At 66.5% G+C, this 24505-nt stretch carries 22 protein-coding genes; 9 read left to right on the top strand and 13 right to left on the bottom strand.

All coding sequences use genetic code 11. The annotated features are described in order from the left end of the window. Positions 1-34: 34 nt before the first annotated feature. Positions 35-886, top strand: coding sequence for an aldo/keto reductase (locus tag ACQP1G_RS42890; protein WP_433195967.1), 852 nt, complete (start codon positions 35-37; stop codon positions 884-886). Between the two features lie 8 nt (positions 887-894). On the opposite strand, the gene ACQP1G_RS42885 is transcribed toward ACQP1G_RS42890, so the two are convergent. Next, positions 895-2022, bottom strand: coding sequence for an NAD(P)-binding domain-containing protein (locus ACQP1G_RS42885; protein WP_433195965.1), 1128 nt, complete (start codon positions 2020-2022; stop codon positions 895-897). 90 nt (positions 2023-2112) lie between these two features. Here ACQP1G_RS42885 and ACQP1G_RS42880 point away from each other — a divergent pair, with 90 nt between their 5' ends. The 5 genes from ACQP1G_RS42880 to ACQP1G_RS42860 all read left to right on the top strand — a co-directional run bounded on the left by ACQP1G_RS42880 (position 2113) and on the right by ACQP1G_RS42860 (position 6923). Then, positions 2113-2838 (top strand): enoyl-CoA hydratase, encoded by a 726-nt coding sequence (locus tag ACQP1G_RS42880; RefSeq protein ID WP_433195963.1) that lies wholly within the window; start codon positions 2113-2115, stop codon positions 2836-2838. Beyond that, entirely contained in the window at positions 2838-3980 is a 1143-nt protein-coding gene (locus ACQP1G_RS42875; RefSeq protein WP_433209305.1) for an MBL fold metallo-hydrolase, read from the top strand. Before ACQP1G_RS42880 ends, ACQP1G_RS42875 begins: the two co-directional genes overlap by 1 nt. Positions 3981-4013: 33 nt before the next feature. Then, on the top strand, positions 4014-4271 hold the full coding sequence (locus ACQP1G_RS42870) for an antitoxin (protein WP_433195961.1): 258 nt from the start codon (positions 4014-4016) through the stop codon (positions 4269-4271). Positions 4272-4320: 49 nt separating this feature from the next. Further along, positions 4321-6630: an ATP-dependent DNA ligase gene (locus ACQP1G_RS42865; protein WP_433195959.1), complete on the top strand. Its 2310-nt coding sequence runs from the start codon at positions 4321-4323 to the stop codon at positions 6628-6630. Positions 6631-6743: 113 nt separating this feature from the next. Further along, positions 6744-6923 (top strand): antitoxin, encoded by a 180-nt coding sequence (locus ACQP1G_RS42860; protein ID WP_433195957.1) that lies wholly within the window; start codon positions 6744-6746, stop codon positions 6921-6923. A gap of 85 nt (positions 6924-7008) precedes the next feature. On the opposite strand, the gene ACQP1G_RS42855 is transcribed toward ACQP1G_RS42860, so the two are convergent. After that, complete coding sequence (locus ACQP1G_RS42855; protein ID WP_433195955.1) at positions 7009-7656, bottom strand: cysteine hydrolase family protein; 648 nt, start codon at positions 7654-7656, stop codon at positions 7009-7011. Positions 7657-7995: 339 nt separating this feature from the next. On the opposite strand from ACQP1G_RS42855, the gene ACQP1G_RS42850 reads away from it, so the two are divergent. Then, positions 7996-9180, top strand: a complete 1185-nt coding sequence (locus tag ACQP1G_RS42850) for a lipase family protein (protein ID WP_433195953.1) — start codon at positions 7996-7998, stop codon at positions 9178-9180. A gap of 67 nt (positions 9181-9247) precedes the next feature. Here ACQP1G_RS42850 and ACQP1G_RS42845 read toward each other — a convergent pair whose 3' ends face one another. The 5 genes from ACQP1G_RS42845 to ACQP1G_RS42825 form a co-directional block, all read right to left on the bottom strand. After that, positions 9248-9922: an ammonium transporter gene (locus ACQP1G_RS42845; RefSeq protein WP_433195951.1), complete on the bottom strand. Its 675-nt coding sequence runs from the start codon at positions 9920-9922 to the stop codon at positions 9248-9250. 180 nt (positions 9923-10102) lie between these two features. Continuing rightward, on the bottom strand, positions 10103-10786 hold the full coding sequence (locus ACQP1G_RS42840; protein ID WP_433195949.1) for a hypothetical protein: 684 nt from the start codon (positions 10784-10786) through the stop codon (positions 10103-10105). A 17-nt stretch (positions 10787-10803) separates the two neighbouring features. After that, positions 10804-11541 (bottom strand): CbiQ family ECF transporter T component, encoded by a 738-nt coding sequence (locus tag ACQP1G_RS42835; protein WP_433195947.1) that lies wholly within the window; start codon positions 11539-11541, stop codon positions 10804-10806. After that, on the bottom strand, positions 11541-13676 hold the full coding sequence (locus ACQP1G_RS42830; RefSeq protein WP_433195945.1) for an ABC transporter ATP-binding protein: 2136 nt from the start codon (positions 13674-13676) through the stop codon (positions 11541-11543). Before ACQP1G_RS42830 ends, ACQP1G_RS42835 begins: the two co-directional genes overlap by 1 nt. Before the next feature lie 126 nt (positions 13677-13802). Continuing rightward, complete coding sequence (locus tag ACQP1G_RS42825) at positions 13803-15269, bottom strand: flavin-containing monooxygenase (protein WP_433195943.1); 1467 nt, start codon at positions 15267-15269, stop codon at positions 13803-13805. A gap of 108 nt (positions 15270-15377) precedes the next feature. On the opposite strand from ACQP1G_RS42825, the gene ACQP1G_RS42820 reads away from it, so the two are divergent. After that, positions 15378-16436 (top strand): AraC family transcriptional regulator, encoded by a 1059-nt coding sequence (locus ACQP1G_RS42820; protein ID WP_433195941.1) that lies wholly within the window; start codon positions 15378-15380, stop codon positions 16434-16436. On the opposite strand, the gene ACQP1G_RS42815 is transcribed toward ACQP1G_RS42820, so the two are convergent. After that, positions 16433-17212: a metallophosphoesterase gene (locus tag ACQP1G_RS42815; RefSeq protein WP_433195939.1), complete on the bottom strand. Its 780-nt coding sequence runs from the start codon at positions 17210-17212 to the stop codon at positions 16433-16435. The genes ACQP1G_RS42820 and ACQP1G_RS42815 overlap by 4 nt on opposite strands. Before the next feature lie 180 nt (positions 17213-17392). Next, on the bottom strand, positions 17393-17830 hold the full coding sequence (locus tag ACQP1G_RS42810; protein WP_433195937.1) for a MarR family winged helix-turn-helix transcriptional regulator: 438 nt from the start codon (positions 17828-17830) through the stop codon (positions 17393-17395). A gap of 86 nt (positions 17831-17916) precedes the next feature. On the opposite strand from ACQP1G_RS42810, the gene ACQP1G_RS42805 reads away from it, so the two are divergent. Further along, positions 17917-18570: a TIGR03086 family metal-binding protein gene (locus ACQP1G_RS42805; protein ID WP_433195935.1), complete on the top strand. Its 654-nt coding sequence runs from the start codon at positions 17917-17919 to the stop codon at positions 18568-18570. Between the two features lie 380 nt (positions 18571-18950). Here the strand turns inward: ACQP1G_RS42805 and ACQP1G_RS42800 are convergent, their stop codons facing one another. From ACQP1G_RS42800 to ACQP1G_RS42785, 4 genes are all read right to left on the bottom strand, one after another. Then, a complete protein-coding gene (locus ACQP1G_RS42800) occupies positions 18951-19742 on the bottom strand; it encodes an RluA family pseudouridine synthase (protein WP_433195933.1) in 792 nt (263 codons plus the stop codon). A 602-nt stretch (positions 19743-20344) separates the two neighbouring features. Beyond that, on the bottom strand, positions 20345-21346 hold the full coding sequence (locus tag ACQP1G_RS42795; protein WP_433195931.1) for an adenylate/guanylate cyclase domain-containing protein: 1002 nt from the start codon (positions 21344-21346) through the stop codon (positions 20345-20347). 111 nt (positions 21347-21457) lie between these two features. Further along, on the bottom strand, positions 21458-23788 hold the full coding sequence (locus tag ACQP1G_RS42790) for a galactose oxidase-like domain-containing protein (RefSeq protein ID WP_433195929.1): 2331 nt from the start codon (positions 23786-23788) through the stop codon (positions 21458-21460). Positions 23789-23857: 69 nt separating this feature from the next. Beyond that, complete coding sequence (locus tag ACQP1G_RS42785; RefSeq protein WP_433195927.1) at positions 23858-24463, bottom strand: PadR family transcriptional regulator; 606 nt, start codon at positions 24461-24463, stop codon at positions 23858-23860. Positions 24464-24505 lie beyond the last annotated feature (42 nt).

Raw genomic sequence — 24505 nt, 5'->3', positions numbered from 1 at the left:
TGACGACTTGCCGCGGCACTTCTACGGTCGGATTGTGACCTTCAGAAGCGAGACCTGCACCATCCCCTCGATCGTGCTGAACGACGGGAACGTGATCCCGCAACTCGGCTTCGGTGTGTTCCAAGTTCCAGCCGATGACGTCTACCCGGTCGTCACCGCCGCACTGGAGGCGGGCTATCGCAGCATCGACACCGCCGCGATCTACGGCAACGAGGAGGGCACCGGCCGCGCCATCCGGGAATCCGGGCTGCCGCGCGATGAGATCTATGTCACCACCAAGCTGTGGAATTCCGAACAGGGCTACGACTCCACACTGCGCGCCTTCGACGTCAGCATGGCCCGGCTCGGCCTGGACTACCTCGATCTCTACCTCATCCACTGGCCGGTGGCGCAGGCCGATCGCTTCGTGGAGACCTTCAAGGCGTTTCAGACATTGAAGGCGCACGGCCGGATCCGCTCGATCGGTGTCTCGAACTTCAATGTCGCCGACCTCGAGCGCCTCATCGGCGAGACCGGCGAGGTCCCGGCGGTCAACCAGATCGAACTGCATCCCCGGCTGGCGCAGCGCGAGCTGCGCGCCTTCCACGATGCGAACGCCATCGCCACCGAGGCGTGGAGTCCGCTCGGCCAGGGCACGCTGCTCGACGATCACACCGTCGTCGCCATCGCCAATGAGCTCGGCCGCACCCCGGCCCAGGTGATCATCCGCTGGCATCTGCAGCTGGGCATCATCGTGATCCCGAAGTCGGTCACCCCGTCGCGTATCGCGGCCAACTTCGACGTCTTCGGATTCGAACTCACCCGCGAACAGATGGCCGCCGTCAACGCGCTGAACAGCGGATCCCGCATCGGTCCCGATCCGGCCACCTTCACCATGGGGTTGTAGCCCTCGCCTTATTGCAACCCCAGGTATTCGGTGAGTTCCTGAGCGGCAGCACGCCCGGCCCGATTCGCGCCGATAGTGCTCGCGGAGGGGCCGTAACCGATCAAATGGATGCGCGGATCCACCGCGACCTGGGTGGCGAGGCGACCGGTCATGGTGATGCCACCGCCGGGGCCGCGCAGGCGTAGCGGGGCCAAATGGTCCAGGGAACTGCGGAATCCGGTCGCCCACAGGATCACATCGGCGCGCTGGAACGAGCCGTCGGCCCAGCGCACCCCATCCGGTTCGATGCTGGCGTACATCGGGTGCCGCACCAGCGCACCACGGGCCTGTGCGGCGCGCAGCCGATCGTCGAGCCGCAGTCCGGTGACCGAGACCACCGAACCCGGTGGCAGCCCGCGCCGCACCCGGTCCTCCACGATGGCGACGGCGGCGCGGCCGTCGTCCTCGGCGAATGGCGCATCGCGGAACACCGGTTCCCGCCGTGTCACCCATGTGGTGGTGGTGACCTGCGAGATTTCATCGAGCAGTTGGACCGCCGACACACCACCGCCGACCACAACGACATGCTTGTCCGCGAATTCATCGGCGGTGCGGTAATCGTGGGTATGCAGCTGTCGTCCGGTGAAGATCTCGGCGCCCGGATAGCGCGGAATAAAGGGATGCTCCCAGGTGCCGGTGCCGTTGATCAGGCCGCGCGCTCGGATGGTGTACGCGGCATCGGTCTCGACATTAAGCGTCGTGCCCCGGCCTGCCGCGAGGTCCGGCCCCGCGGCACAAGGGGTTCCGTCCGCATTGCGGTCGCAGACCACGCTCACCGAAACCGGTCGGCGGACCCGCAGATCGAACCGCTTCTCGTACAGCTCGTAGTAGCGCGGCACCGCTGTCGCCGCGGGAACGGAATCGGAATCTGGCGGCAAAGTCTCGGCGAATGACATGCCAGGGAGGTCGTGTACCCGATTGACGGTGGTCAAGGTCAGTGATGGCCACCGAAACTGCCAGGCCCCACCGGGTCCCGGCGCGTGATCGACGATGAGGAAGTCCTGTTCAGGGCGCAATCCGAGACGCTGCAGGTGGTACCCGGCCGACAGCCCCGCCTGACCAGCGCCGATCACCAGGATGGAGAAGTCTGTCGGCATAAGCCGAGATCGTATCGGCTTGGTCGGTATGTGCCGCCAACTGTGGCAGAGTTGATGTAACCACTCGAACCGGTCAGTTGGGGAGGATGCATGCTCGGAGTTAGCCGCGATGGCGACGTCGTCACCATCGAACTACAGCGCGAGGAGCGGCGTAACGCGCTGAATATCGAACTCGTCTCGCGGTTACGCGATGCGGTGTCGACCGCGGCCGAGGATGCCCGGGTGATCGTGCTCACCGGTCGGGGCCCGATCTTCAGTGCGGGCGCGGACCTATCCGGTGTCTACTCGGACGAATTCCTCGCGACCCTGCTCGACATGCTGCACACCATCGAATCCGTGCCGGTCCCGGTGATCGCGGCGATCAATGGCGCGGCGTTCGGTGCGGGCGTGCAGATCGCACTGGCCTCGGACCTGCGGGTCATCGAACCCGACGCCTATATCGCCATCCCGGCCGCCAAGCTCGGCATTACCGTTGACCGTTGGACCGTGCGGCGGCTGGCATCGCTGATCGGTGGCAGTCCGGCCCGGACCATACTGCTCGGTGCGGAACAGGTATCGGCCGCCGACGCGTACTCCTTCGGCTTCGCCAACCGGCTCGGCACGCTGGCCGATGCGCAGGCCTGGGCAAAATCCATTGCCCAACTCGCCCCGCTGTCACTACGTCATATGAAGCTGGTACTCAACGACGACGGCACCCGTGACCCGGAGACCACACAGCAGCGTGCGGCGCTCTCGGCGGCGTGGACCAGCCAAGACGCCCAGGAGGGGCGATTGGCCAGACAAGAGAAGCGTGCGGCGAGATTCGTGGGGCGATGATGAAATTCGGGAAACTTATCGGGGTGGCCGCTGGTGCGGTCGGTATCACCTGGGTGGTGCGCGCGGCCTGGGATATCCCCTCCGCGATCGGCGCATCGATCAACGCCATCCAGCCCTACGCCACCGGCGCGGTGAGCTACCGCAATCGGCAGTTCCACAACACCGAGCCGAGCACCCAGTTCGTCTCGGGTGCGGCTCCGTCCCTACTGTTTTCGGCGCTGACCCGGCGCAATGCGGGTCGTCCGCGCGCCGCGGTTCCGTTGGCGACTCCCGAGGTGCCGACCGAGGCCGCCGATCTCGCGGTCACCTGGTACGGGCACGCGTCGGCCTTGATCGAGGTGGACGGGTACCGGATTCTCACCGATCCGGTATGGAGCGAACGGGTTTCGCCGTCCGCGCTGGTCGGTCCGGCCCGGCTGCATCCGGTGCCGACGCCGCTGTCGGAGTTGCCGCCGGTGGACGCGGTGCTCATCTCGCACGATCACTACGACCATCTGGACAAGGCCACCATCCGCCAGTTGGTGCTCGGTCAGGCCGCGCCCTTTCTGGTGCCGATCGGCATCGGAGCGCATCTGCGCCACTGGGGTGTGCCCGAGCATCGGATCATCGAATTGGATTGGGGTGGTTCGGTTTCCCTCGCCTCGCTGGGGCGGGAGCGCGATGGCACCGATCTGACGCTCACCTGTACCGAGGCGCGGCACTTTTCCGGCCGCGGACTGGTTCGCAACACCACGCTGTGGGCGTCCTGGTCCATTGTCGGCCCGACCCGCCGGGTGTATTTCGGCGGTGACACCGGATATACCAAGGCGTTCGCCGAGGCCGGTACCGCGCTCGGCCCGTTCGATCTGACGCTATTGCCGATCGGGGCCTACGACGAGGCATGGCCGGATGTGCATATGAATCCGGAGGAGGCGGTGCGGGCGCACGCCGATCTGAGTGTCGGCGATTCGGGGCACGGGCTGCTGGTGCCCATCCACTGGGCGACCTTCAATCTGGCCTTCCACGGATGGTCGGAGCCGGTGCGCAGGATGGTCGAGGCGGCCACGGCGGCCGGTACCTCGGTCGCGGTGCCGATGCCGGGACAGCGCGTCGACCCCAACAGCGTGCCGACCCGGGATTCCTGGTGGGAGGATGTGGAGTGAGTACCTCGTTCGTCGACAGGAAGGAATGAAGGCATGAGTCTTGCGGACACCCTGAAAGGCCTCGTCGGCAAGGGAAAGGAAGCGGCGGCCAAGAACGCCGACAAGATAAACGAAGCGGTCGACAAGGCTGGCAATTTCATCGACGAGAAGACCGGCCACAAGTACTCCGACAAGATCGAGAAGGGTAAGGAAGCCGCGAAGAATGCGGTGCCGACCGACCGGCCCGCACCGGAGGCGGCACCCGAGCCCGAGCCGAAGCCGCCGACGGAGCCGGGGCAGTCACAGACCTGATGGGTGGCGGGGACCGGTTTCTGTCGGTCCCCGCCCCTAAACTTCAGTTATGGTGACCCGCCGGGAATTCGGTGGCAGCCCGGGCCGGTCGGGCATAGAGGTTGAATTGAGCAACCTCGACAAGGTGCTGTATCCAGCGACCGGAACCACCAAGGGCGAGGTCATCGCCTACTACACGGCCATCGCGCCCGCCATGCTTCCACATATCGCCGGGCGGCCGGTCACCCGCAAGCGGTGGCCCAACGGGGTCGACGAACCTTCCTTCTTCGAAAAGAATCTCGCCGAACACGCACCGTCGTGGCTGGAACGCCACGGCATCGAGCATTCCGGTCGTCAAGTCGTCTACCCGGTCATCGATTCCGAGGCCGGGTTGGCCTGGATCGGACAGCAGGCGGCGCTGGAAGTCCATGTGCCGCAATGGCGTTTCGACGGCGACCAAGTCGGCCCGGCCACTCGGTTGGTCTTCGACCTCGATCCCGGACCCGGCGCCGGACTCGCCGAATGCGCGCGGGTCGCGCTCGCGGTGCGCGATATGGTCGAGGGCATCGGGCTGCATGCGTTCCCGGTTACCAGTGGTAGCAAGGGAATTCACATCTATGTCCCGTTGGACAGGGAGTTGAGTCCGGGCGGCGCGTCCACCGTGGCCAAACAGGTCGCGACGAATCTGGAAAAGCTGCACCCGGATCTGGTGACCGCGACGATGGCGAAGTCGGCACGCGGCGGGAAGGTCTTCCTGGACTGGAGTCAGAACAATCCGTCCAAGACCACCATCGCACCGTATTCGCTGCGCGGCCGGGCCGAGCCGAATGCGGCCGCGCCGCGGACCTGGTCCGAGATCGAGAACCGCAAGAAGCTGCGGCACTTGCGGTTCGACGAGGTGCTCGTCCGCTGGCGCGATGACGGCGATCTGCTCGCCGAACTGGATCCGCCGACGGCCGACGCGCTGACGAAATATCGAGCGATGCGTGATGCGGCGGCAACGCCCGAACCGGTGCCGTCCGAATCCCCGACGCCCGGTGCCGACAACCGCTTCGTCGTGCAGGAACACCATGCGCGGCGGCTGCACTGGGATGTGCGGCTGGAACGTGACGGCGTACTGGTGTCATGGGCTGTGCCGAAGGGCCCGCCGACCTGCTCGGATCAGAATCGGCTCGCCGTGCACACCGAGGATCATCCGCTCGAGTACTTGGACTTTCACGGTGCTATCCCGAAGGGACAGTACGGCGCGGGCGAGATGACCATCTGGGATTCCGGCAGGTATGAGACCGAGAAGTGGCGCGCGGACGAGGTCATCGTCACCTTTCACGGCGAGCGTTTGCAAGGCCGATACGCGCTGATCCAGACCAATGGCACCCAATGGCTGATGCATCTCATGCGGGATCAGTCGCCGCAGGAGAACGGTTCGGGAGATGGGGCGAAGCGGCCTGCCCGTGGTCCGGTCGGTCCGCTCGCCGCGATCACCGTGCCGAAACAGCCAGGGCCCGCGCCCTTTCCGCGTGGCCTTTCGCCCATGCTCGCCACCGCGGGCGAGGTCGCCGAGCTCGACGATGCCGAGTGGTGCTTCGAAACCAAATGGGACGGTTTCCGGCTGATCGCCGAAATCGATTCCGGCGCACTGACTTTACGCAGCCGACGAGGTAACACCGTGACCGATCGGTATCCCCGGATCGCGGTGCTCGCCTCCGAATTGGCCGACCACAATGTGGTCCTCGACGGTGAGGCGGTGGTGTTCGACGATCACGGCGTCGCCAATCTCGGTCTGCTGCAGGCCGATGCGGCCCGAGCCGTCTTCGTCGCCTTCGACGTGCTGTACCTGGACGGGACTTCGCTGATCCGCAAACGGTATTCGGACCGTCGCCGGGTGCTCGAGGCACTCGCCGCGAACGCGCCGTCGCTGATGGTGCCGCCGCGACTGGACGGCTCCGGCGCCGATGCGCTGCGGCACAGCCAGCAACAGCGCATGGAGGGTGTGGTCGCCAAGCGCAGAGATTCGGTGTATCTGCCTGGTAAGCGCGGACATTCGTGGGTGAAGCAGCGCAACTGGCGCACCCAGGAGGTATTGATCGGCGGTTGGCGGCGCAGTGACGCCCGCAACTTCAAATCACTGCTGGTCGGCATTCCGCATGACGGCAGGCTGTATTACGTGGGGCGGGTCGGCACCGGTTTCAGCGAGCCGGTCATGCGAGAGCTGGCCGAGCGGCTCGGCAAGTTGGCGCGCAAGACCACTCCGTTCGACAATGAACTCACCGCCGAGGAACGGCAGGACGCGGTGTGGGTGACCCCGAAACTCGGTGGGACCGTGCGCTTCATGAACTGGACCGAGACCGGCCGCCTCTGGCATCCCGCCTGGGTCGGCTGATCCGTCGGCGAACCGGATGTGACGGCGGTCGCTGATGGTTTGCCGGTCGATTCGGGTGTTCGCTGGGTATCGTGTGTTCGCGGTTGTGTCGGCTCGAAAACGAGGAGTGCACGGTGGATTTCAAGAACCTGGCGAATAAGGCGATGGACCTGGCCCAGCAGAATGCGGACAAGGTGGATACCGCCATCGACAAGGTGGGCGATCTCGTCGACAAGCAGACCGACGGCAAGTTCGCGAACCAGGTCGACGCGGCGCAGGACGCCGCGAAGAAGGCCATCCACAAGGACAGCTGAGCTCGCTGACCCTTTCGAGCGACCTGCAAGCAGTCGCTACGGCGTGGCGGACCGGATATGCCGATCCGCCAGCACACGTGGTCGGTCAGCTGTGTTCGCGGGCCAGCAGCGCAATGATGGTCGCGCTGTCGGTCACCACGGCATGTCCCTGGAACTCGAACTCGTCGTAGGCGCGTGCCATCGCTTCCTTATCGCGGCCGCCGACCGCGTCGCTGATGACCACCGGGATGAAGCCGAGATCGGTCGAATGGGTGACTGTCGGTGCGATGCCGATCTCCAGCGCCACACCGGTGATCGCGTACGCGCCGATGCCGAGATCGCGTAGCACCGCGGCCAAGGGGGTGCCTTCGAACGCCGACATCGAGGTCTTGTCGAAGATCACCTCGTCCGCCGTCGGCCGCAGCTCCGGGACCAGTTCGAAGGCCGGAGTATCGCGCTGCAGGATGAACTTCACGTCGTCGACGGAATCGACCTGCTGCCAGCTCATCGCCATCCGCAGCGCGAAGGTCCCGCTCAGCCGCCGCGGCAGGAAGTAGTGCCGCAGGAAGATAATCGGATAACCGCCGCGCCGCGCCGCCTCGACCACGCGCGCGACCCGCTCGATGATCTCGGGGCCGTCCGGCAGTTGGGAGAGCACGCCGACCTGCATGTCGTAGACGATCACCGCCATGCGGTGCGGCGCACACACATCGGCGAGCCCTTCGGGAATGTCCAGTCCGTTGCCGTGCCGCATGGTCAGCTCACTCCTATTCGATACCCATCACGGCCGGGGTACGGCCCGACGGTGATTCGGTTGCCCGATAGCCACTTTCGAAGCACGCCGGAGCCCGCTTCGACCCCACTGTAACCATGTCGGAAATCGGACACGCGCGGCGTCGCCGATGCCCCCCAATGACCGTTGCCGGGTCTCTGATCAGGCAGTACGGTTGTGGCACTCGAGGATCGGGCGGAGTCGGCGCCGACGCTTTCCCGGCGCACTGTGCATCGCGCCGCGTCGGAACACTTGGAGGCCCCGATGAAATGTCTACACGCACCATTCCTCGGAGGTCGCCGGATATCCACTCCGGCAGCGATGCTGAGCATTCTCGCGGTCGTGGCGTTCGGGTTCGTGCCCGTTGCCAGGGCGGTACCGACCCCGGACCAGGATCCGTTCTACGCGGCCTCGGTCGACCTGGGCGCACACCCCGCCGGTGCGGTTCTGCGAACCCGCTCGATCGCGTTATACGGTCTTCCGCTTCCGGTTTCGGCCTGGCAGGTGCAGTACCGGACCAACGATGCGAATGACTGGCCGATTCCGGGTATGGCCACCGTGCTGGTGCCGAATTGGCCCTGGTTCGGTCCGGGCCAGCGGCCACTGCTCTCGTATCAGATCGCCGAGGACAGTCTCGGCGCCCGGTGTGCGCCGTCCTACGCGCTGCGCGGTGGCGGGGATCTCGGCGGTGTGAATACCTATATCGACACGCCGTTCATAGCCGAGGCGCTGTGGCGCGGCTGGGCAGTGGTGACCAGCGACTACGAGGGTCCGGACGCACGATTCCTGGATGGCGTCGACTCCGGCCGCGCGGTGCTCGACGGGATCCGTGCCGCTCGCGCCTTGGCGCCGAATGGCATCGGCCCGGCGAGTCCCATTGGCGCGTGGGGCTATTCCGGCGGTGCCTTCGCCACCCTGTGGGCGGCCCAGATACAACCGGAGTACGCGCCGGATATCCAGTTCGCGGGGATCACCGCGGGTGGGGTACCCGCTGATTGGCCGGCCATGGCCCATGGCGTCGACGGCACCGTGCAGGCGGGGCTGGCGATGCTGGTGTTGGCCGCGATCGTGAAGAACGAGCCGGATTCCGGCGTGCCGGAACTACTCAATGAGCGCGGTCGCACCGCGGTCGCCGAGGATGCGACGGCGTGCGGTCCGGATTTCGTCATCAAATATGTCAACGCGCACGTCGATGATTTCGCTGCCGTGCCGGATGTTTTGGGCCATCCCGACGTGCGGGCGGCAACCGACCGGCAGGAGTTGGGTGGCGCCGCACCCGTCGCGCCGATGTACCTGTACCACAGCACAACTGATGACGTGATACCCGTCGCGGGATTCACCGACCTGCTCGCCCGATATTGCGCGCAGGGCGCCGATATCAGTTCAGTGCATTCGGCGCTGCCCGGGCACAATGTGACCGCCGTCGGTGAGGCGGCCGGTGCGATGAGCTTCCTCGCCGATCGCTTCGCCGGTGTACCGGTGGCTTCGGGCTGTTACGGCCGATAGATACGAAAAACGCGGCGCGCTGCGAGGATTCGCCGCGCACCGCGTTCGGAGTGCTTGTTTCGCGGCCCTATCTGACCGGCGTGTCCTGCCATTTGGTCGTGCCGGGCGGGGCGGTCAGGGTGCTGATCAGATCGATACCCGCGATGATCAGTGCCGGTCCGCCGACGACGATGGTGCCGATGACACCGCCGATACCGGCGCCAGCGATGACGCTGGCGATCACCGTCGGTCCGCCGATGATGCCGGCGAGTCCGACCAGGGCGCCGATCACGGTGCCGATAAAGGCGCCGATGGCGGTGGCAATGCCGAACTGGGACAGGAAGTTATCCTGTGCGCGCATATTCTCGCGCGGTGACGCGATCGGCGTCGCCACCTGCCGCGCCTGCGCGTAGTCCTTGACCGCGGTCAACTCCAGCACCCGGCCCGCATCCCTGACCTCGTGCGGCAGCGCGAATTCGAATCCGTCCTGTCGGAACGACAGCGGCAGCGTGACAACCGTATTGCCCGCGATGTCCTTGATATCCACTGTGTTCGCGGACATCTGGAACGACCCATCGGTCAACGTGGTGACGATCTTGTCGCCCACCAGCTTTGCCTCGTATCCGATATCGGGCACGGGCGCGGCGCTCGGCTGCGCGTACGCGGTGCCCGCGCCGACCGCTACCGCGGCGATGATCGGAACAGCGCCTGCGGTGATCTTGCGGAGAATCATTCCGGTGGTCCAATCTTCATCAGGTTTCAAGCCGTAGCAACGCTCCGCACGCGAAAAATCCTCCCCCCGGCGCTATGCAGAGTCACGATGTGATCAAGAGAACAGCACTCCGATGACAATGTACCGCGTACGAAAGGTTTCGAGGAGAAATTTTCGGGGTATTCGACCTTGTCCGGATGATGGATCTTGGTATAGCTCTTCGCTATACGATCATGAAACCGGTTGCAGAATGTTGATAGCGCGGGCGATCACCAAGATCACCAGCACCAGTGAGATCGCCGATTGCACCATCATCATCGCCTTCGCCCACCGCGACATCGGCATCACATCGGTCGGGCTGAAGGCCGTCGCGTTGGTGAAAGACAGATACAGATAGTCGAAGAACTGTGGCTCCCATTCCTTTTCGGCCAGCTCCGGACTCTGCATCTGCACGAACAGGAAGTCCGGCAACGGCTTTCGCGCATGCGCGCGGGCCGCCGGTCCGCCGCGATCGAACTCCCAGTACCAGAGCCCGAACACCACCACATTGGTCAACCAGACCGCTCCGCCCGACGCGAGTAGTTCTGCGGGATTGTCAATGGACTCGTGGGTCAGTTCGAACACCAGTCGGCCCGCCGCGATCGCGGTGGCCAGACTCAACAGCCCGGTCAACAACAGGCCGCCCCTGCGCAGCCACGGCTCCTCCCGGTTGAGCCGGTACGGATTCGCGACGACCAGCCCAGCGAGCAACAGGATCTCGAGTGCGGGCAGTAACCAAACGGGCTGCTGCCGGAGAGCCTTCAGCGGCGCGACCTGCACCCCGACGATCGTCAACACGGCCAGCGTCGCTCCGATGCGGGACTCGCCCTCCGTCTTACGCTGCCACGCGGGTACCTCGTCGTCTTGGTCCGGCACCGGGCCAGTATCCCCGATCAGGTGAGCAGATCGAGGACGACCGCGCCGACGCAGACCGCGATGACGACGGTCAGCCCGATCGCATCGTTGCGTCCGGGGGCGCTGGGGCGGGCGGTGAGCTGGCCGGTGCCGCCGCGCGCGGTGATGGCCTCGCCGAGTTCGGTTGCCCGGCGGCTGGATACGGCCATGGCGGCGGTGAGGATATCGACGAGCGGATTAACGGCGGCGCGATAGAGCAGACCTTCGTGCGGGCGCAACCGGCGCGCCGCCCGCAGCACCCGGATCTCCTCCAGCAACAGCGGCAGTCCGCGCAGCGTGAGTGCGATGACCACGGCCCATTCGTCGACGGGCACCCGGAGTTTGCGCAGTGGGGCGCCGAGTTTGGCCAGTGCCGGGGCGATATCGCCCATCGGGGTGGTCCACGCGATCAGGAACGAGGCGGCCAGCAGCACCAGGCCGAAGACCGTGACGTTGATGTAGCGCAGCACGGCATCGGCCCCGATCGGCACATTGAGCAGCGCGCCGATGCCGAGCATCGCCCAGAACCACCACGGTAGGCGCGGAAGTGTGCTCAGCGGGAGTTCGGCCAGGACGCCGATCGCGATCAGGAATACGACCATCAGGCCCAGCACCGGCCAGGTCGGCAGGAACATCAGCACCAGGCTGACCAGGAATACCCCGATGATCTTGGTGCCGGCCCACAGGCGGTGCACCGGACTGGAAACCGGCACCTCGCGGAACAAGACGGTACTCATCAGCGTCCTCCGTTCCCGAGCCGCCAGGCCGGATCGCCCGGGCGCGGTCGCGGTAGCGCCGGGTGGGAATCCGGCTGGTGCGCAGCCACGTTCGCGGCCGCGGTATCGACGACCGGATCGGTCTCCAGGATGCGCCCAGCCTCCAGATGTACGGTGCGGTCGCAGACCGCGGCCATGTCATGCACGTCGTGTGAAATGACGATCAGGGTCAGTCCCGAATCACGCAGGCGGGCGAGCAGTTCCACGACATCGGCCCGGCCCTCGGGGTCGAGTCCGGCCAGCGGCTCGTCGAGAACCACGACCGGCGCGTGGCAAGCGACGATGGCCGCGAGCACCACGCGCTTGGCCTGCCCGCCGCTGAGCTCTTCGATGGACCGCGCGGCGAGTGCACGATCCAGACCCACCGCGTCCAGCGCGCGTCCGACCGCACCGGAACCGGTGGCGCGTCCGCCCCAGTCCGCGATCTCGGCGCCCACCGTCTGCCGCTGCAACTGCAGCCGGGAGTGCTGGAACGCCAGCTCGACCCGGCCGATCTGCTTGGCGATCGGCTTACCATCGAGTTCGCAACGGCCGGAACTCGGTTCGATCAACCCGGCCATGATCCAGGCCAATGTCGACTTGCCGGATCCATTGCCGCCGACCACGAGTAGCGCCTCGCCGCGCCGCACGGTCAGGTCGACACCGTGCAGAGCCGGGGCCGCCCACGGTGTTCCGCGGTTATAGGTATGGCGGACATCGCGCAGCCGCACGATGGTCTCGCCCATCGGGCGACTGCGGATCTCGGGCACCGGCCGCGGCCAGGCGGGCAGGTGCTCGACGGTTCGGCCAGCAGCCAGATGCACCACTCGATCGGCGGCGGCGGCATCGGCCTCGTGATGGGTTACCAGCACCACCGCCATGCGGTGGCGTTTCGGCAGCTCGGCCAGGAGTGCGACCAGATCGCGGCGACCGTCCGGGTCGATCATCGAGGTGGCCTCGTCGGCGATGAGCAGGGCGGGGCGGCGGGCCAGCGCGGCGGCCACCGCGAGTCGCTGCTGCTGACCGCCGGACAGGGTCGCGGTCTCCCGGTCGCCCATGCCGTCCAGGCCGACCTCGCGCAACAGGCTGTCGATATCGACCGCGGCCGCCAGTTCGGTGGACAGGCCCCAGACGACGTCATCGGCGACGAGCACGCCGAGGGTTTGACTCTCCGGCCGCTGCAGCACCAGCGCCGTACCGCCGAGATGGCCGAGGCCAGCGGCACCAGGACGGTCCACACTGCCCGAGGTCGGTGGGCGGCCGGCGAGCAGCCGGGTCAGCGTCGATTTCCCGGATCCGTTGTGGCCGACGATGGCGACGAATTCGCCGAGGTCCACCGTGAGATCGATCCCGGACAGCGCCTCCACCGGCCGGCCCGGATAGCGGAAGCCGACATCGCGCAGCCGCACCGGCAGCGGTGCGATGGGCCGGTCGTCGGGTGGCGCGTCGAGCCGATCCTGGCTGGGGAGCCAGGCCAGCCGGTCGAGTACCGAGCCGAGGACAAACCAGGAGAACACCGCTGTCGCGATGATGCCCGCGAGCACGCCGCCGCCGACCAGGGCCCACCACCAGCGGATCGCGGCGTCGGCGGCATCGGCGATGCCACGTCCGAGCGGTTCCAGCTGTGCCTGTCCTGCCACGACCTGCTCCAGACCGGCCGCGGTGCTGCGGATGGTGTTGAACAACAGCGTCCGCGACCTGGACAGCACCAGCAGGGATCCGACGGCGAAGGCTGCGAACCCGAGACCGGCGAGCACCGATAACCCGACCACCGCGGGCAGTCCGCCGCGTCGCCGTTTCACCGTGCCGATGATGCCCCCGATGGTCGCGGAGCTGAGGATGCCGAACGCGGGTACGAGGCCCGCCGCGACAAAGCTCACCAATGCGGCCGCACCGGTCGCGGTGATCAGGGCGCGCAGCCGGTAGCGGTGCGCGATCATGGCCAGCGGCACCGCGGCGACCAGCTGAAGTGCCGCGGCGAACGGGATCAGCGCGCCGACGGTGACCAGTCCGACCGTCGCGCCGCCGAGCACCGCCCCGGCGGCGAGCTCGATCGGGCGCAGCGGTCCGTGCTCGATCGCTCGCTCGGTGGGACTTGCGCTGGGCTGATCACTCACGAAACAAGTCTGCCAGCTTCGTGTGGAGAGTTCGTGTGGTCTTTTTGTGGAGACCATGTGCCCATGACTGCGCCTCGCTCGCGCTCGGCTCCGTCATGACCACATGGTGGCTGTCGCCGCGCGCGCTCAGGTGACCCGCGTCAGCTCGTAATCGCCGGTCCTGAGCTTGCGGACGCGGCGACGATAGGCGAGTTGCGGACCCGGCCAGTTATTGGTGATGCGACCGGAGGCGGTGCGATACCAGCTGGAGCAGAAATTCCACGGCGTGCGCGCGAGGCGTTCCTGGACCGCGGTATTGAACTGCGCCTCTGCCTCTTGGCGCACCTCGAGCACATGGCCGGGGCGGGCCGCGAGCAGTTGCACGGCCTGGCGGATATAGCGGGCCTGCGATTCGATCATGTAGATGATCGAGCCGACGCCGAGGTTGGTGTTGGGTCCGTAGACCAGGAACAGATTCGGGAAGTCGGGCACGGTGATGCCGTAGTAGGCGTGCGCGCCGCCCTGCCAGGCATCGGAGAGTTTGCGGCCCGCGCGGCCGTAAATGTGCATGGGCCAGAGGAATTCGGTGCCCTTGAATCCGGTGCCGTAGATGATCACATCCGCCTCGTGCAGCGTGCCGTCGGCGGTGCGCACGCCGGTCGGCGCGATCTCGGTGATGGCGGTGGTCTCGACCCGCACGTTCGGCTCGGTCAAGGCGGGGTAGTAGTCGTTGGAGAACAGCCCGCGCTTACATCCGATCGGATAGTCGGGGGTGAGTTCGGCGCGCAGTCGCGGATCCGGCACCTGCTCTTCCAGATGCTTCGTCGCGATCCGACCGACCAGCCGTACGATCCATGGGAATTCGACCAGGCCGAGTGCGACGAATTCGGCGATGGCCCACCAGCCGAAGCGTTCGACGAGCAGTGCGCCGGGCAGCCGCGCGAAGAGTTTGTGCTGGATCGGGGTGTAGTCGGTATCGAATTTGGGCAGCACCCAGGCTGGTGTGCGCTGGAACAGCGTGAGGTGCTCGACCTTCGGCTGGATCGCCGGGATGTATTGAATGGCGCTTGCGCCGGTGCCGATGCAGGCGACGCGTTTACCGGTCAGCTCGACGCCGTGATCCCATTCGGCGGAGTGGAAGGCCTGGCCGGTGAAGGAATCGATGCCGGGAATATTGGGCATGGCGGGCCGGGACAACTGGCCGACCGCGGAGATCAGCACATCGGCGGTGCGGGTGGCCCCGTCTGTGGTGCGCACGGTCCATCGGCCGCAGGCGTCGTCGAATTCGGCGTCGGTCACCTCGGCACCGAAGTGAATGGCCTCGAGCAGTCGGTGGCGTTGGGCGACACCGCGCAGATAGTCATGGATCGCGGCCTGCCCGGAGTAGCGCTGCGGCCAGTCCGGCTTGGGCTCATAGGAGAACGAGTACAGCGGCGACGGCACATCGCAGGCGGCGCCGGGATAGGTGTTCTCCCGCCAGACCCCGCCGATGTCGGTGCCACGCTCCAGGATGGTGATATCGTCGAAACCGTTGCGCCGCAACTCGATTGCCATCCCGATGCCGCCGAAACCGGCACCGATGACAATGACCGACGGCCGCTCGCCAGCTGTCATGTGGCACTCCTCACAACGCAGTGGATGAGTTCCACTCTAGGACTGCGTGACTATGCGTGGCTGGCATATCGGGGAGGCGCATCGAGATTTTCGGCCATAATGTCCGCTGTGGAGCGGGTACAGGATCCGGGAGTCCGCGACTGGAACTTTCCGCGCGGCATCGCCAGCGTGGCGCTGATGGTCGGCTACGCCGGTGAGCACGGCGTGCCCGTCGCGCGCATGCTCGCCGGAACCGGGCTGACCGAGGCGCTGCTGCGCGACCCGGACACGCAGATCGACGCCCGGATCGAACTGGCCGTGATCCGCAATCTCGTCCGCGAACTCGCCGATGTGCCCGCACTGGGTGTCGAAATCGGCCGCCGCTATCGGATCACCACCTTCGGCATCTTCGGCTTCGCCTGCGTGAGTAGCCCGACTCTGGGTGAGGCGGTCTCGTTCGCACTGCGCTTTCTGGAGCTGAGCTTCGCCTTCTGCCTCCCGGTCGCGGAGTGGGGCGAGAGCGAATTCGTCGCCTGGGTGCACGACGAATCCATTCCGGCCGATGTCCGCCAGTTCCTGGTCGAGCGCGATGTCACCGCCATGCACCAGGTCATGAGCGACCTGATCGGTAAACAATTGCCGCTCACCAGGGCCGAATTCCGTTTTCCCGAGCCGATATACGTCGATCGGATCCAGGAAGTCACCCAGGTTCGCCCGCACTTCGGGCGGCCGCAGAATCTGTTCGCCATCGATCCGGCAATGCTGGAACAGCCACTGCCGCAGGCGAATGAGCACACCTGGGCCATGTGCCTCGCCCAATGCCGGGATCTGGTCGACCGTCGCCGCGCCCGCACCGGTATCGCGGCCGAGGTGCGCGAACTCCTGGTCCCCGGCGGTAGTGAAGGATTCGCCGCCCCGCCCGGAATCGACGCCGTCGCACGGAATCTCAATATGAGCACCCGCACCCTGCGCCGCCATCTCGACGCGGCAGGCACCAGCTATCGCGCATTATTGGATGAGGTTCGCCGCGCACTCGCCGAGGAGATGCTCACCGCCACACCGCTTTCGGTGAGCGATGTGGCCATCCGGCTCGGCTACGCCGAATCCTCCACCTTCATCTATGCCTTCAAGCGCTGGACCGGCGCGACACCGGCCGTCTACCGCCGCGAGCGCGCCGTGCACCGCTAGTTCGGCTGCACCCCGATCCGGCCGCTCATCGCAACGCTGCGGAAATGCGTTGTCATACGACGGTTTTCGTCGATCACGTGCAGGGCGAGGGCTGGATCGGGCGCGTAGTCCATGACATGGTCGGGGAGTTCGAGCTCCCATTCACCGCCCAATACCGATGCGGTGCTCGGTGCGACCAGCAGGGGGCGGCCCGCGAAGGTGGTCACGGCCGCGGAATGCGCATGTCCGGTGAGCACGCCGACGATGCGTTCGTCGGCGGCGACGACCTCGGCCAATTTCTCCGGATCGGCCAGCGAGATCACATCGATGACCGGGCTGAACAGCTGGGCGGGCGGATGGTGCAGCGCAAGGAGAATGGGTGCGTCGGCGGGCGCCGCGGCGAGTACGCCGCGCAGCCAGTCGTAGGTCTCCTCGGTCAGTCGGCCACCGGGTTCGCCGGGAATGCTCGAATCCATCAGGGCCACGGTCAGATCGCCGACCCGGTGTGCGTGGTTGATCGGTGCGGTCGACGCGGGTTCGCCGAGCAGCGTCGCGCGGAAGGCAGCGCGGTCGTCGTGATTGCCGGGCAGCGCGTAGACCGGGATATCGGCATCGAGTGCGACGCGGGCCTCGGCGTACTGGTCGGGTTTGCCGGAATCGGTGACGTCACCGGTCAGCACGATGGCATCGGGCCTGCGGCGCAGATCGGCGAGGAAGGCCATGACCCGCTCGACGCGTTCGGCGTTGCGGGTGCCTAGATCGAAATGGGTATCGCTGATCTGAGCCACCAGGATCATCGGCGTTCGCTTTCTCTGGGGAATCGCTCCGTTGCGTCAGAGTGTGCCAACCTCGCGTGCGCGGCACCTCATCAGGCTAGATGAGCTGCGGGTTCCGCGTCGTCATGAGGCTGACCACCGGTAGAAAGCCGGAGGGTCGGTAGTGGTGGCGCACACAGCGATACCGGTGGGTTTCGGATGTCAGCCCTGCTCCTCGATGATCGACGCCCACAGCGTTTGCAGTGACCGCAGGAAAGCCTTGCGCTCGGCGGCGGGCAGTGGGGACAGCAGCTGGTCCTCCTGCTCCTGGATATCGCGTTGCGCGTGGTCACGAGTGGTTCGGCCGGTCGGGGTGAGCGATACCAGCCGCGCGCGCCGATCGGCCGGATCCGGATCACGTCGGATGAGGCCGCGCTGCTGGAGTTCGTCGAGCACGCCGATGATGCGGGTCTTATCCGCGCGGATTTTCTTGGCCAGTGCGGCCTGGGTGTAGACGGGTTCGTCGCCGAGGCCGAGTAGGACCACATAGCCCCACATGGACAGTCCGTGCCGCTCGAGTACCGGCAGCTCCACGGTGGCGAGGGCGCGGCCGAGCGGCACGAGCATCGCGGCGAGATCGGGGCGCTGCACTTCCGGCATGAGTAGAAAATACTGCTTGGCAAGTGATAAGCATGAGCTTACGATAAGCTGACGCTTACTAATTTGGATTTATCGAGAGGACTGAAATGACCACCGATTCCGAAACCAGTGCGGTTACCGCCGGACTGCGCACTCTCAATGAGCTGGGGGCGAAGGTCGATCTCATCGCACTCAACGCGCAGGCCGTGCGCACCAGCATCGATGTGGTTTCCCATGTCACCGCTGCCGATCTGGTCAAGCCGACGCCCTGCGCGGGCTGGACGTTGCACGGGCTGCTGGCGCATATGATCGCCCAGCACTACGGTTTCGCGGCCGCCGCACGCGGCGAAGGTGACCTGTCGCTGTGGCGGCTGCGTCCACTGAGCGAGGACCCGGTCGCGGACTATCGTGCCGCCGCCGAACATGTGCTGGCGTCCTTCGCCGAGGACGGTGTGCTCGACCGGACCTTCCCGCTACCGGAATTCACCCAGGCCTTCGAATTCTCTGGAGCCGAGGCGGTGAGCTTCCACTTCATCGATTACGTCGTGCACTCCTGGGATGTCGCCCGAACCCTCGGTCGGACGGTGAGTTTCGACGATGATCTGCTCGCCGCCGCATTGCCGGTGGCCGAGATCGTTCCCGGTGGCAAGGCTCGCCTGGCGCCGGGCGCCGCGTTCGGTCCGGTGATCGCCTGGTCCGGCAACTCCACCCTCGACGACATCGTCGCCATCCTGGGCCGTTCCCCGAACTGGCCCGCATAGCATCCGTCCCTCCGGTGATCGCCATGTGCACGAATCAACGTGCTCGCGTACGGAATTCGCGGCCATGCCACTCCGTACGCGGCCATGCCGGAACGTCCGCAGCGGTGAGCCCGCAGGCATCGTCCGTGCGAACCGGCGCTCCACATCCGCTCTGGTGATTCGGCGCATTCACCGTTCGATGCGCCGTGCACGGGATTCCGGTCATTCCGTGCACGGCGGGGATGGATGTGCGCAGCGCGGAACCCGAATAGGCTCCGGCCCCTTCGCGCGATCGCCGCTCCAGTGATCGCCGCGCGCACCATTTGTCGTGCCGCGCACGGAAGTGCTCGGTCAGCTGGTGCGCGGCGGACACCAGGGCGCAGCGTCGGACCGGCGGATGGCTATTCGCTTGGGGAGCGCGGTGACCGGATGACGTGCAGCAGGTCGTCGGCGTGCTGGAGGATCGCGTCGGTATCCGAAGCGCCCGGCAGCGGCTGCCAGAAGTCCGAACTCGGCATCGCCCGCAGGGTGAGTTCCGGGGGAGTGCGCCATGGCGCGGTCAGGTCGAGTCGCCAGGAGTGCAGGTAGGTCCGGCCGTAGCGCTCGGACTTATCGAACAGCGGGTCGCCGACGATCGGATGGCCGATCCAGGCCAGGTGCACCCGGATCTGGTGGCGTCGGCCGGTAATGGGGCGCACCGCGAGCAGGGTGTGCTCGTCGGTGCGCAGGACCGTCGCGAACTGAGTGACCGACGGATAGTTCTTGGTGGCCAACAGGTCCGCGTCATCGACGAACCAGCGGCCCGCCTGCTCGCGAATGCGCTCCCGGGGCGCGGCGATCCGCACCCGGTTCTTGCGCCCGACGCTCAGCGGCAGTTCGATGACGCCGCGATCGGGCAGTCCGGTCGACTCGACGATCGCCAGATACGCCTTCTGCGCGGTCTGCTTATTGAACTGCCTGGTCAGCTGCCCGTGCGCGCCCAGCTCCTTGGCCAGCAGCACGAGTCCGGAGGTCACCTTGTCGATCCGGTGCACCGGATACAGCGTTTCCCCCGCCGCGGCCGCCGCTTCGACGATATCGCTGTCGTGCCGCTCACCGGTCACCGAAATTCCCGCGGGCTTGTTCAACGCCAGTACCGCGGCGTCCTCCGCGACGACGCAGCTCTCGCGCAACTCGGCCCACTCGAAATCCACCACGCGAGCTTAGGTCGTGGTCCAGACGCCCATCCAAGCCACCATGGCGCGAGTCTTACGAGTGACCCGTTCGTGGCCCGTCTCGCATCCGAGTCGTCGAAGCGCATGCGACGAGGTTCGAGTCTCAACGACTGGCCCGCTGTACACCTGGTGCTGAACGATCCGCACACCCGCGACCACCAAGGAGCGAGTCTTACGAGCGACCCGTTCGCGGCCCGTCTCGCGTCCGAGTCGTCGAAGCGATGCGCCGAAGGCACGAGTCTCGACCTCTGGGCCCGCGTACATCCGGTGCCGAACGATCCGCACGTCGGCGACTCCGATGGAGTGAGTCTTACGAGACCCGTTCGTGGCCCGTCTCGTGTCCGAGTCGTCGAAGCGATGCGCCGAAGGTACGAGTCTCGACCTCTGGGCCCGCTGTACACCTGGTGCTGAACGATCCGCACACCCGCGACCACCACGGAGCGAGTCTTACGAGCGACCCGTTCGCGGCCCGTCTCGCGTCCGAGCCGTCGAAGCAATGCGCCGAAGGCGCGAGTCTCGACGGCTCGGACGCGAGACCAAGGGGGCCGCGAACACGCAGCGCCGAAGGCGCTGCCAACAACTCAGGCAGAGTTGCGACGCAGGGTGTGCGGGCGCAGGCGATTGAAGCCGCGGACGCGGACGCTGCGCAGGTTGCGGATATCGAACTCCGGATTGCCGTCCAACGCGGCGGCGGCATCGTCATCGACGAGGACGGTGCCCGGGCGGGCGACGCCGGTGAGCCGGGAGGCGATATTGACCACCGAGCCGTAGAGATCGCCGAAGCGCTGCAGCACCGGACCGTATGCCACCGCGACCCGCAGGTCGGGGGTGCCGCCGACCATCATCGTGCTCTCCTGGATGGCCAGTGCGATCCGGGCCGCGTCGGCCGGATCCTCGGCCGCGAACATGACCTCGTCGCCGACGTTCTTGATGACCCAGCCGCCGTTCTCGGTGATCGCGGCGGTGGTGGTGGATTCGAACGCTTCCAGCAGCATCGAGAGTTCGTCCGGATGCAGATGCCTGGTGAGCCGGGTGTAGCCGACCATATCGGCGAAGCCGACCGCCAACTCCCGGACCGCCTCGCCCGCGGTGGTGCCCGGGTCGAGTGAACGCGACAGCGCGGCGGCGAGATGGCGGCGCCAGGCGTAGATATTGAGCTGTTCGAGCGTCGAGATGGCCGCCTCGGTGGCAGCGCGGGCGGTCTCGGCCGGATCGGCGCCCGGTCCGGCCTCGGCCATGCGATCGCCGATCTCGGCGAGTACCAGGTCGACCTGCCATTCCGCGAGCCGTGCCATGCCCTGGCCGAGGGTGCGCGCGGTCGCGGCCTGCTGCCGGGAGTCGGCGGAGGAGAGCACATTGAGCGCGCGGAAGTTGCGGACCGCGGCGATATCGGCTTCGGTGTAGTCGACCGCGGCGTTGTCGACACCGGCCGGAAAGCCGAGCGCCATCCACAGCCGCTTGGTGAGCTCGGTGGTCGATCCGGAATGTTCGGCGACCTGGGTCCGGTTATAGCGGCGCGGTCCGTCGAGCAGATACGACTCCACGACCGACTCGACCAGCTCGGATATCTCGGTGGGGACCATGGTCGGTACCTTACGGGCCGGGCGTGCGCGCAGGGTGGCAACCGACCGGGTGATGGCGACCGCACGGTCGGGTCGGTCGCTGACTGTGGTCGGTCACAATCGCGGGTGGGATCAGCTCAGGTGCAGCCACTGTCCGGTCGATGGCACGCCCTGGTCGTCGACTACGAACACCAGGTACCAGCCCGGTGGCGCGAGCGCCGGGTTCTTCGGCAGCGTAATCGTCACCGAATCCGGTGCGGTGCTGGTGAATTCGAGATCGATCAGGCGTTGCTCATTGTCGGAGGAGTGGGTGCACGCACCCGGGCGGACGAGATTCACCTCGCGAAGTGTGGCGGCGGTGGTCGCGGTAACGGTCGCGCCGTAGGCGACGGTATCGGTCGCCAGCGCGAGCGGCGGTCGCTCGCCCTGGAACAGATACGGCGGCCAATAGGTTTCGATGCGCAGTTCCTCGGTTTTGCGCGCTGGATTGGAGCCCGCGGTGATCACCTTGCCATCGGGGGTGAGCAGGGCGATGGAGTGGTAGAGCCGGGGGACGCGACACGGTGCGGTGTGCATCCAGCTGCCCATCGCGGGATCGAAGATCTCGGCATGCGGTGGCGCGGCGTGTGCCATCTCCTCCATCCCGGAACCGCCGGTGGCGAGCACCGTTCGGTCCGGGAGCAGTACCGCGCTGAGGTGCATCCTCGGGTGGTCCATCGGCGGCGCCGGTTGGTATTCCGGTGCTGCCGCGGTCAGGTCGACGATCCTGGTATCGGCCAAAGCCGGTGCGGGACTGTGCATATCGAAGCCGCCGCCGCCGAGGATCATGACCCGCTGTTGTTGCGCGGGTGGCAGCAGCACGCTGGTCGACTGATTGCGGGACCCCGGATCGGTGAGGCCGGGCACCTCCACGGTGGCACCGGTCGCCGGATCCCAGATCGACGGTCGCATACCGTTGTTCGCGCCGTACTGGCCGCCGGTGTAGAACAGCCTGCCGTCGGCGAGCAGGACGAGATGACCGTACATCGGGATCGGGCCGGGAGACGGTAGCTGCGACCAGGTCTCGGTTTCGGCGTCGAAGAGTTCGGGGATGACGGATAGGAAATTGTCGGTGCCGAGGCCCGATACCGCGACGATATCGCCGTTCGGCAGCGGTGCCAGTGCCGGATACCAGCGACCGAAAGCCATATCCGGCATGGTATTCCAGGTCAACGTGGCCGGATCGAAGATCAGCGCGTCCTCGAGCCCGTAGAACGGGTCGTAGCGTCCGGTGCCGCCCGCCGCGAGCAGTCTGCCGTCCGGCAGGAACGCCTGGCCGACGCAGAACAGATCGATCGGGGTGGCCGGTGCGCTCAGGTCCGGCCGAGGGTAATGCCATACGCGCGTGCGGAATTCGTGCGCGTCGTGCTGGTCCGGATCGTTACCGGAACCGGCGAAGAACAGTACGTCACCGGTGTGCAGTACGGCGGCGTGTACCGGGTTTATCTCGGTGCCGAAATCGAGAATGCGCCACAGGCCCATATGCGGCGCATGCGTCAGATCGGTCTCCAGCTCGAGCACACGCAGGTATCCGGTGTTGGGGCCGTCCGGTGCGTCGATGGTGAATACCACCAACTCCGGTGCCGCGCCCGCTTGTGGCAGCAAAGCCAGTGCCGCGCCTTGGTTTTCGGCGAATCCCCAGTCCGTCTTCGTCCACACGCTCCAACCGTCGACCGCGTGCCCCGACCCCTCCAGGCCCCAGCCGATGGTGTACACACCGGCGTTCACACCCTCGGGATTGTCCACCGCGAAGACGATCAGTTCCGGCCTGCCGTCGCCGTCCAGATCCGCGGCCGCGATGCCCGCGCCCTGGTTCTCCCACCCGTACCAGTCGGGCACCGCGACCCACGGCGTCCATTCGCCGACCGCTCCATCGACGGTCAGTCCCTTGGCCAGCCGGAACTGTCCGCTGTTCGGGCCCGGCGGATTGTCGACCGTCAAGACGACCAGAGTGGTCTGGCCATCGATGGACGTGAGGCAGATATCGGCGCCCTGGTTCTCCCACCCGTACCAGTCCGGCACGGCGATCCACGGTGTCCAGCCGCCGGTCACGGCGCCGTCGGCGGCCAGATCGCGCCCGATCCGGTAATAGCCCTGGTTCTGGCCGGGAGGATTGTCGACGACGAATACCACCAGATCGGGCCGGCCGTTGCCGTTCAGGTCCCCGACGGCGATGCCCGTGCCCTGGTTCTCCCAGCCGTACCAGTCCGGCACCGGCAGCCACGGTCCCCAGCTCTTCGTCGTTCCGTCGGTGGCCAACCCCGTGCCCACCCGATAGGACCCCGTGTTCTGACCCTGTGGATCGTCCACCATGAGTACAACGACATCCGGGTTGCCGTCACCATCGATATCCTCGACCGCGATCCCGCAATCCTGGTTCTCCCACGCGAACCAGTCGGGAACCGGAACGAATTGTCCTGCCACGCAATACATCGTCGCGCCGAACGCGCCATCGCGCGCGTCGTGCGCCGAAGTTGGCCGGTGATGTCCGTGCTAGGGCTGCTGGTACGGCAGCAGGGATTCCCGGGACCAGGTGAGGGTGCCCGTGGCGAGATCGGCGATAACGCCATCGAGCCAACGTAATTCGGCCTCGGTGACCGCGCGCTGATACTCGTCCTCCAGCATCACCACCCGGGGCAGCTGCATCGCGGCGGCCTGCGCCGCATCGGTATCCATCTCGGCGAGCTCGGCGCGCACCGACCTTGCGCGCCGCTCCAGTTCGGTGCGGGCGCCATCGGGGCCGAGCAGCATCAGAAATGACAGTGCCGCAGGGAATTCCGGATATTCGTTGCGCGGTTCGCCGATCATCTCGGCCAACCAGCTGGCGCAGGCCGCGCGGCCCGTATCGGTGATCTCGTAGACGGTGCGCTCCGGATATTGCTGATCGCGTCCGGTCTCGCGAACCGTGACCAGCCCGGCCTCCTGCAACCTGCCGATCGTCTTGTAGAGCGCCGCACGCTGGGCGACATTGACGACCTTGTCCTTGCCCCACTCCTTGATCCGCCGCTGGATCGCATAGGGGTGCATCGGTTCCAGATGCAGGATGCCGAGCAGCGCCATCGCCAGGGGAGAGCGCTTGAACTGCGTCGATGCCGTCATACCGACCATTCTAGTGGTATCCCGACAACTAGGTTCGAAAGT

Origin of the sequence: Nocardia sp. CA-107356 (assembly GCF_050946365.1) — a bacterium.
Classification (GTDB): Bacteria; Actinomycetota; Actinomycetes; order Mycobacteriales; family Mycobacteriaceae; genus Nocardia.
This window is presented reverse-complemented; position numbering and strand designations above follow the sequence as displayed.

Bases quoted from the DNA above. Each gene is read 5' to 3' on its own strand.
- ACQP1G_RS42885 (WP_433195965.1), bottom strand. From the start codon at position 2,022: ATGCCGACAGACTTCTCCATCCTGGTGATCGGCGCTGGTCAGGCGGGG.
- ACQP1G_RS42880 (WP_433195963.1), top strand. From the start codon at position 2,113: ATGCTCGGAGTTAGCCGCGATGGCGACGTCGTCACCATCGAACTACAG.
- ACQP1G_RS42875 (WP_433209305.1), top strand. From the start codon at position 2,838: ATGAAATTCGGGAAACTTATCGGGGTGGCCGCTGGTGCGGTCGGTATC.
- ACQP1G_RS42870 (WP_433195961.1), top strand. From the start codon at position 4,014: ATGAGTCTTGCGGACACCCTGAAAGGCCTCGTCGGCAAGGGAAAGGAA.
- ACQP1G_RS42865 (WP_433195959.1), top strand. From the start codon at position 4,321: ATGGTGACCCGCCGGGAATTCGGTGGCAGCCCGGGCCGGTCGGGCATA.
- ACQP1G_RS42855 (WP_433195955.1), bottom strand. From the start codon at position 7,656: ATGCGGCACGGCAACGGACTGGACATTCCCGAAGGGCTCGCCGATGTG.
- ACQP1G_RS42850 (WP_433195953.1), top strand. From the start codon at position 7,996: ATGCTGAGCATTCTCGCGGTCGTGGCGTTCGGGTTCGTGCCCGTTGCC.
- ACQP1G_RS42835 (WP_433195947.1), bottom strand. From the start codon at position 11,541: ATGAGTACCGTCTTGTTCCGCGAGGTGCCGGTTTCCAGTCCGGTGCAC.
- ACQP1G_RS42825 (WP_433195943.1), bottom strand. From the start codon at position 15,269: ATGACAGCTGGCGAGCGGCCGTCGGTCATTGTCATCGGTGCCGGTTTC.
- ACQP1G_RS42815 (WP_433195939.1), bottom strand. From the start codon at position 17,212: ATGATCCTGGTGGCTCAGATCAGCGATACCCATTTCGATCTAGGCACC.
- ACQP1G_RS42810 (WP_433195937.1), bottom strand. From the start codon at position 17,830: ATGCCGGAAGTGCAGCGCCCCGATCTCGCCGCGATGCTCGTGCCGCTC.
- ACQP1G_RS42805 (WP_433195935.1), top strand. From the start codon at position 17,917: ATGACCACCGATTCCGAAACCAGTGCGGTTACCGCCGGACTGCGCACT.
- ACQP1G_RS42795 (WP_433195931.1), bottom strand. From the start codon at position 21,346: ATGGTCCCCACCGAGATATCCGAGCTGGTCGAGTCGGTCGTGGAGTCG.
- ACQP1G_RS42785 (WP_433195927.1), bottom strand. From the start codon at position 24,463: ATGACGGCATCGACGCAGTTCAAGCGCTCTCCCCTGGCGATGGCGCTG.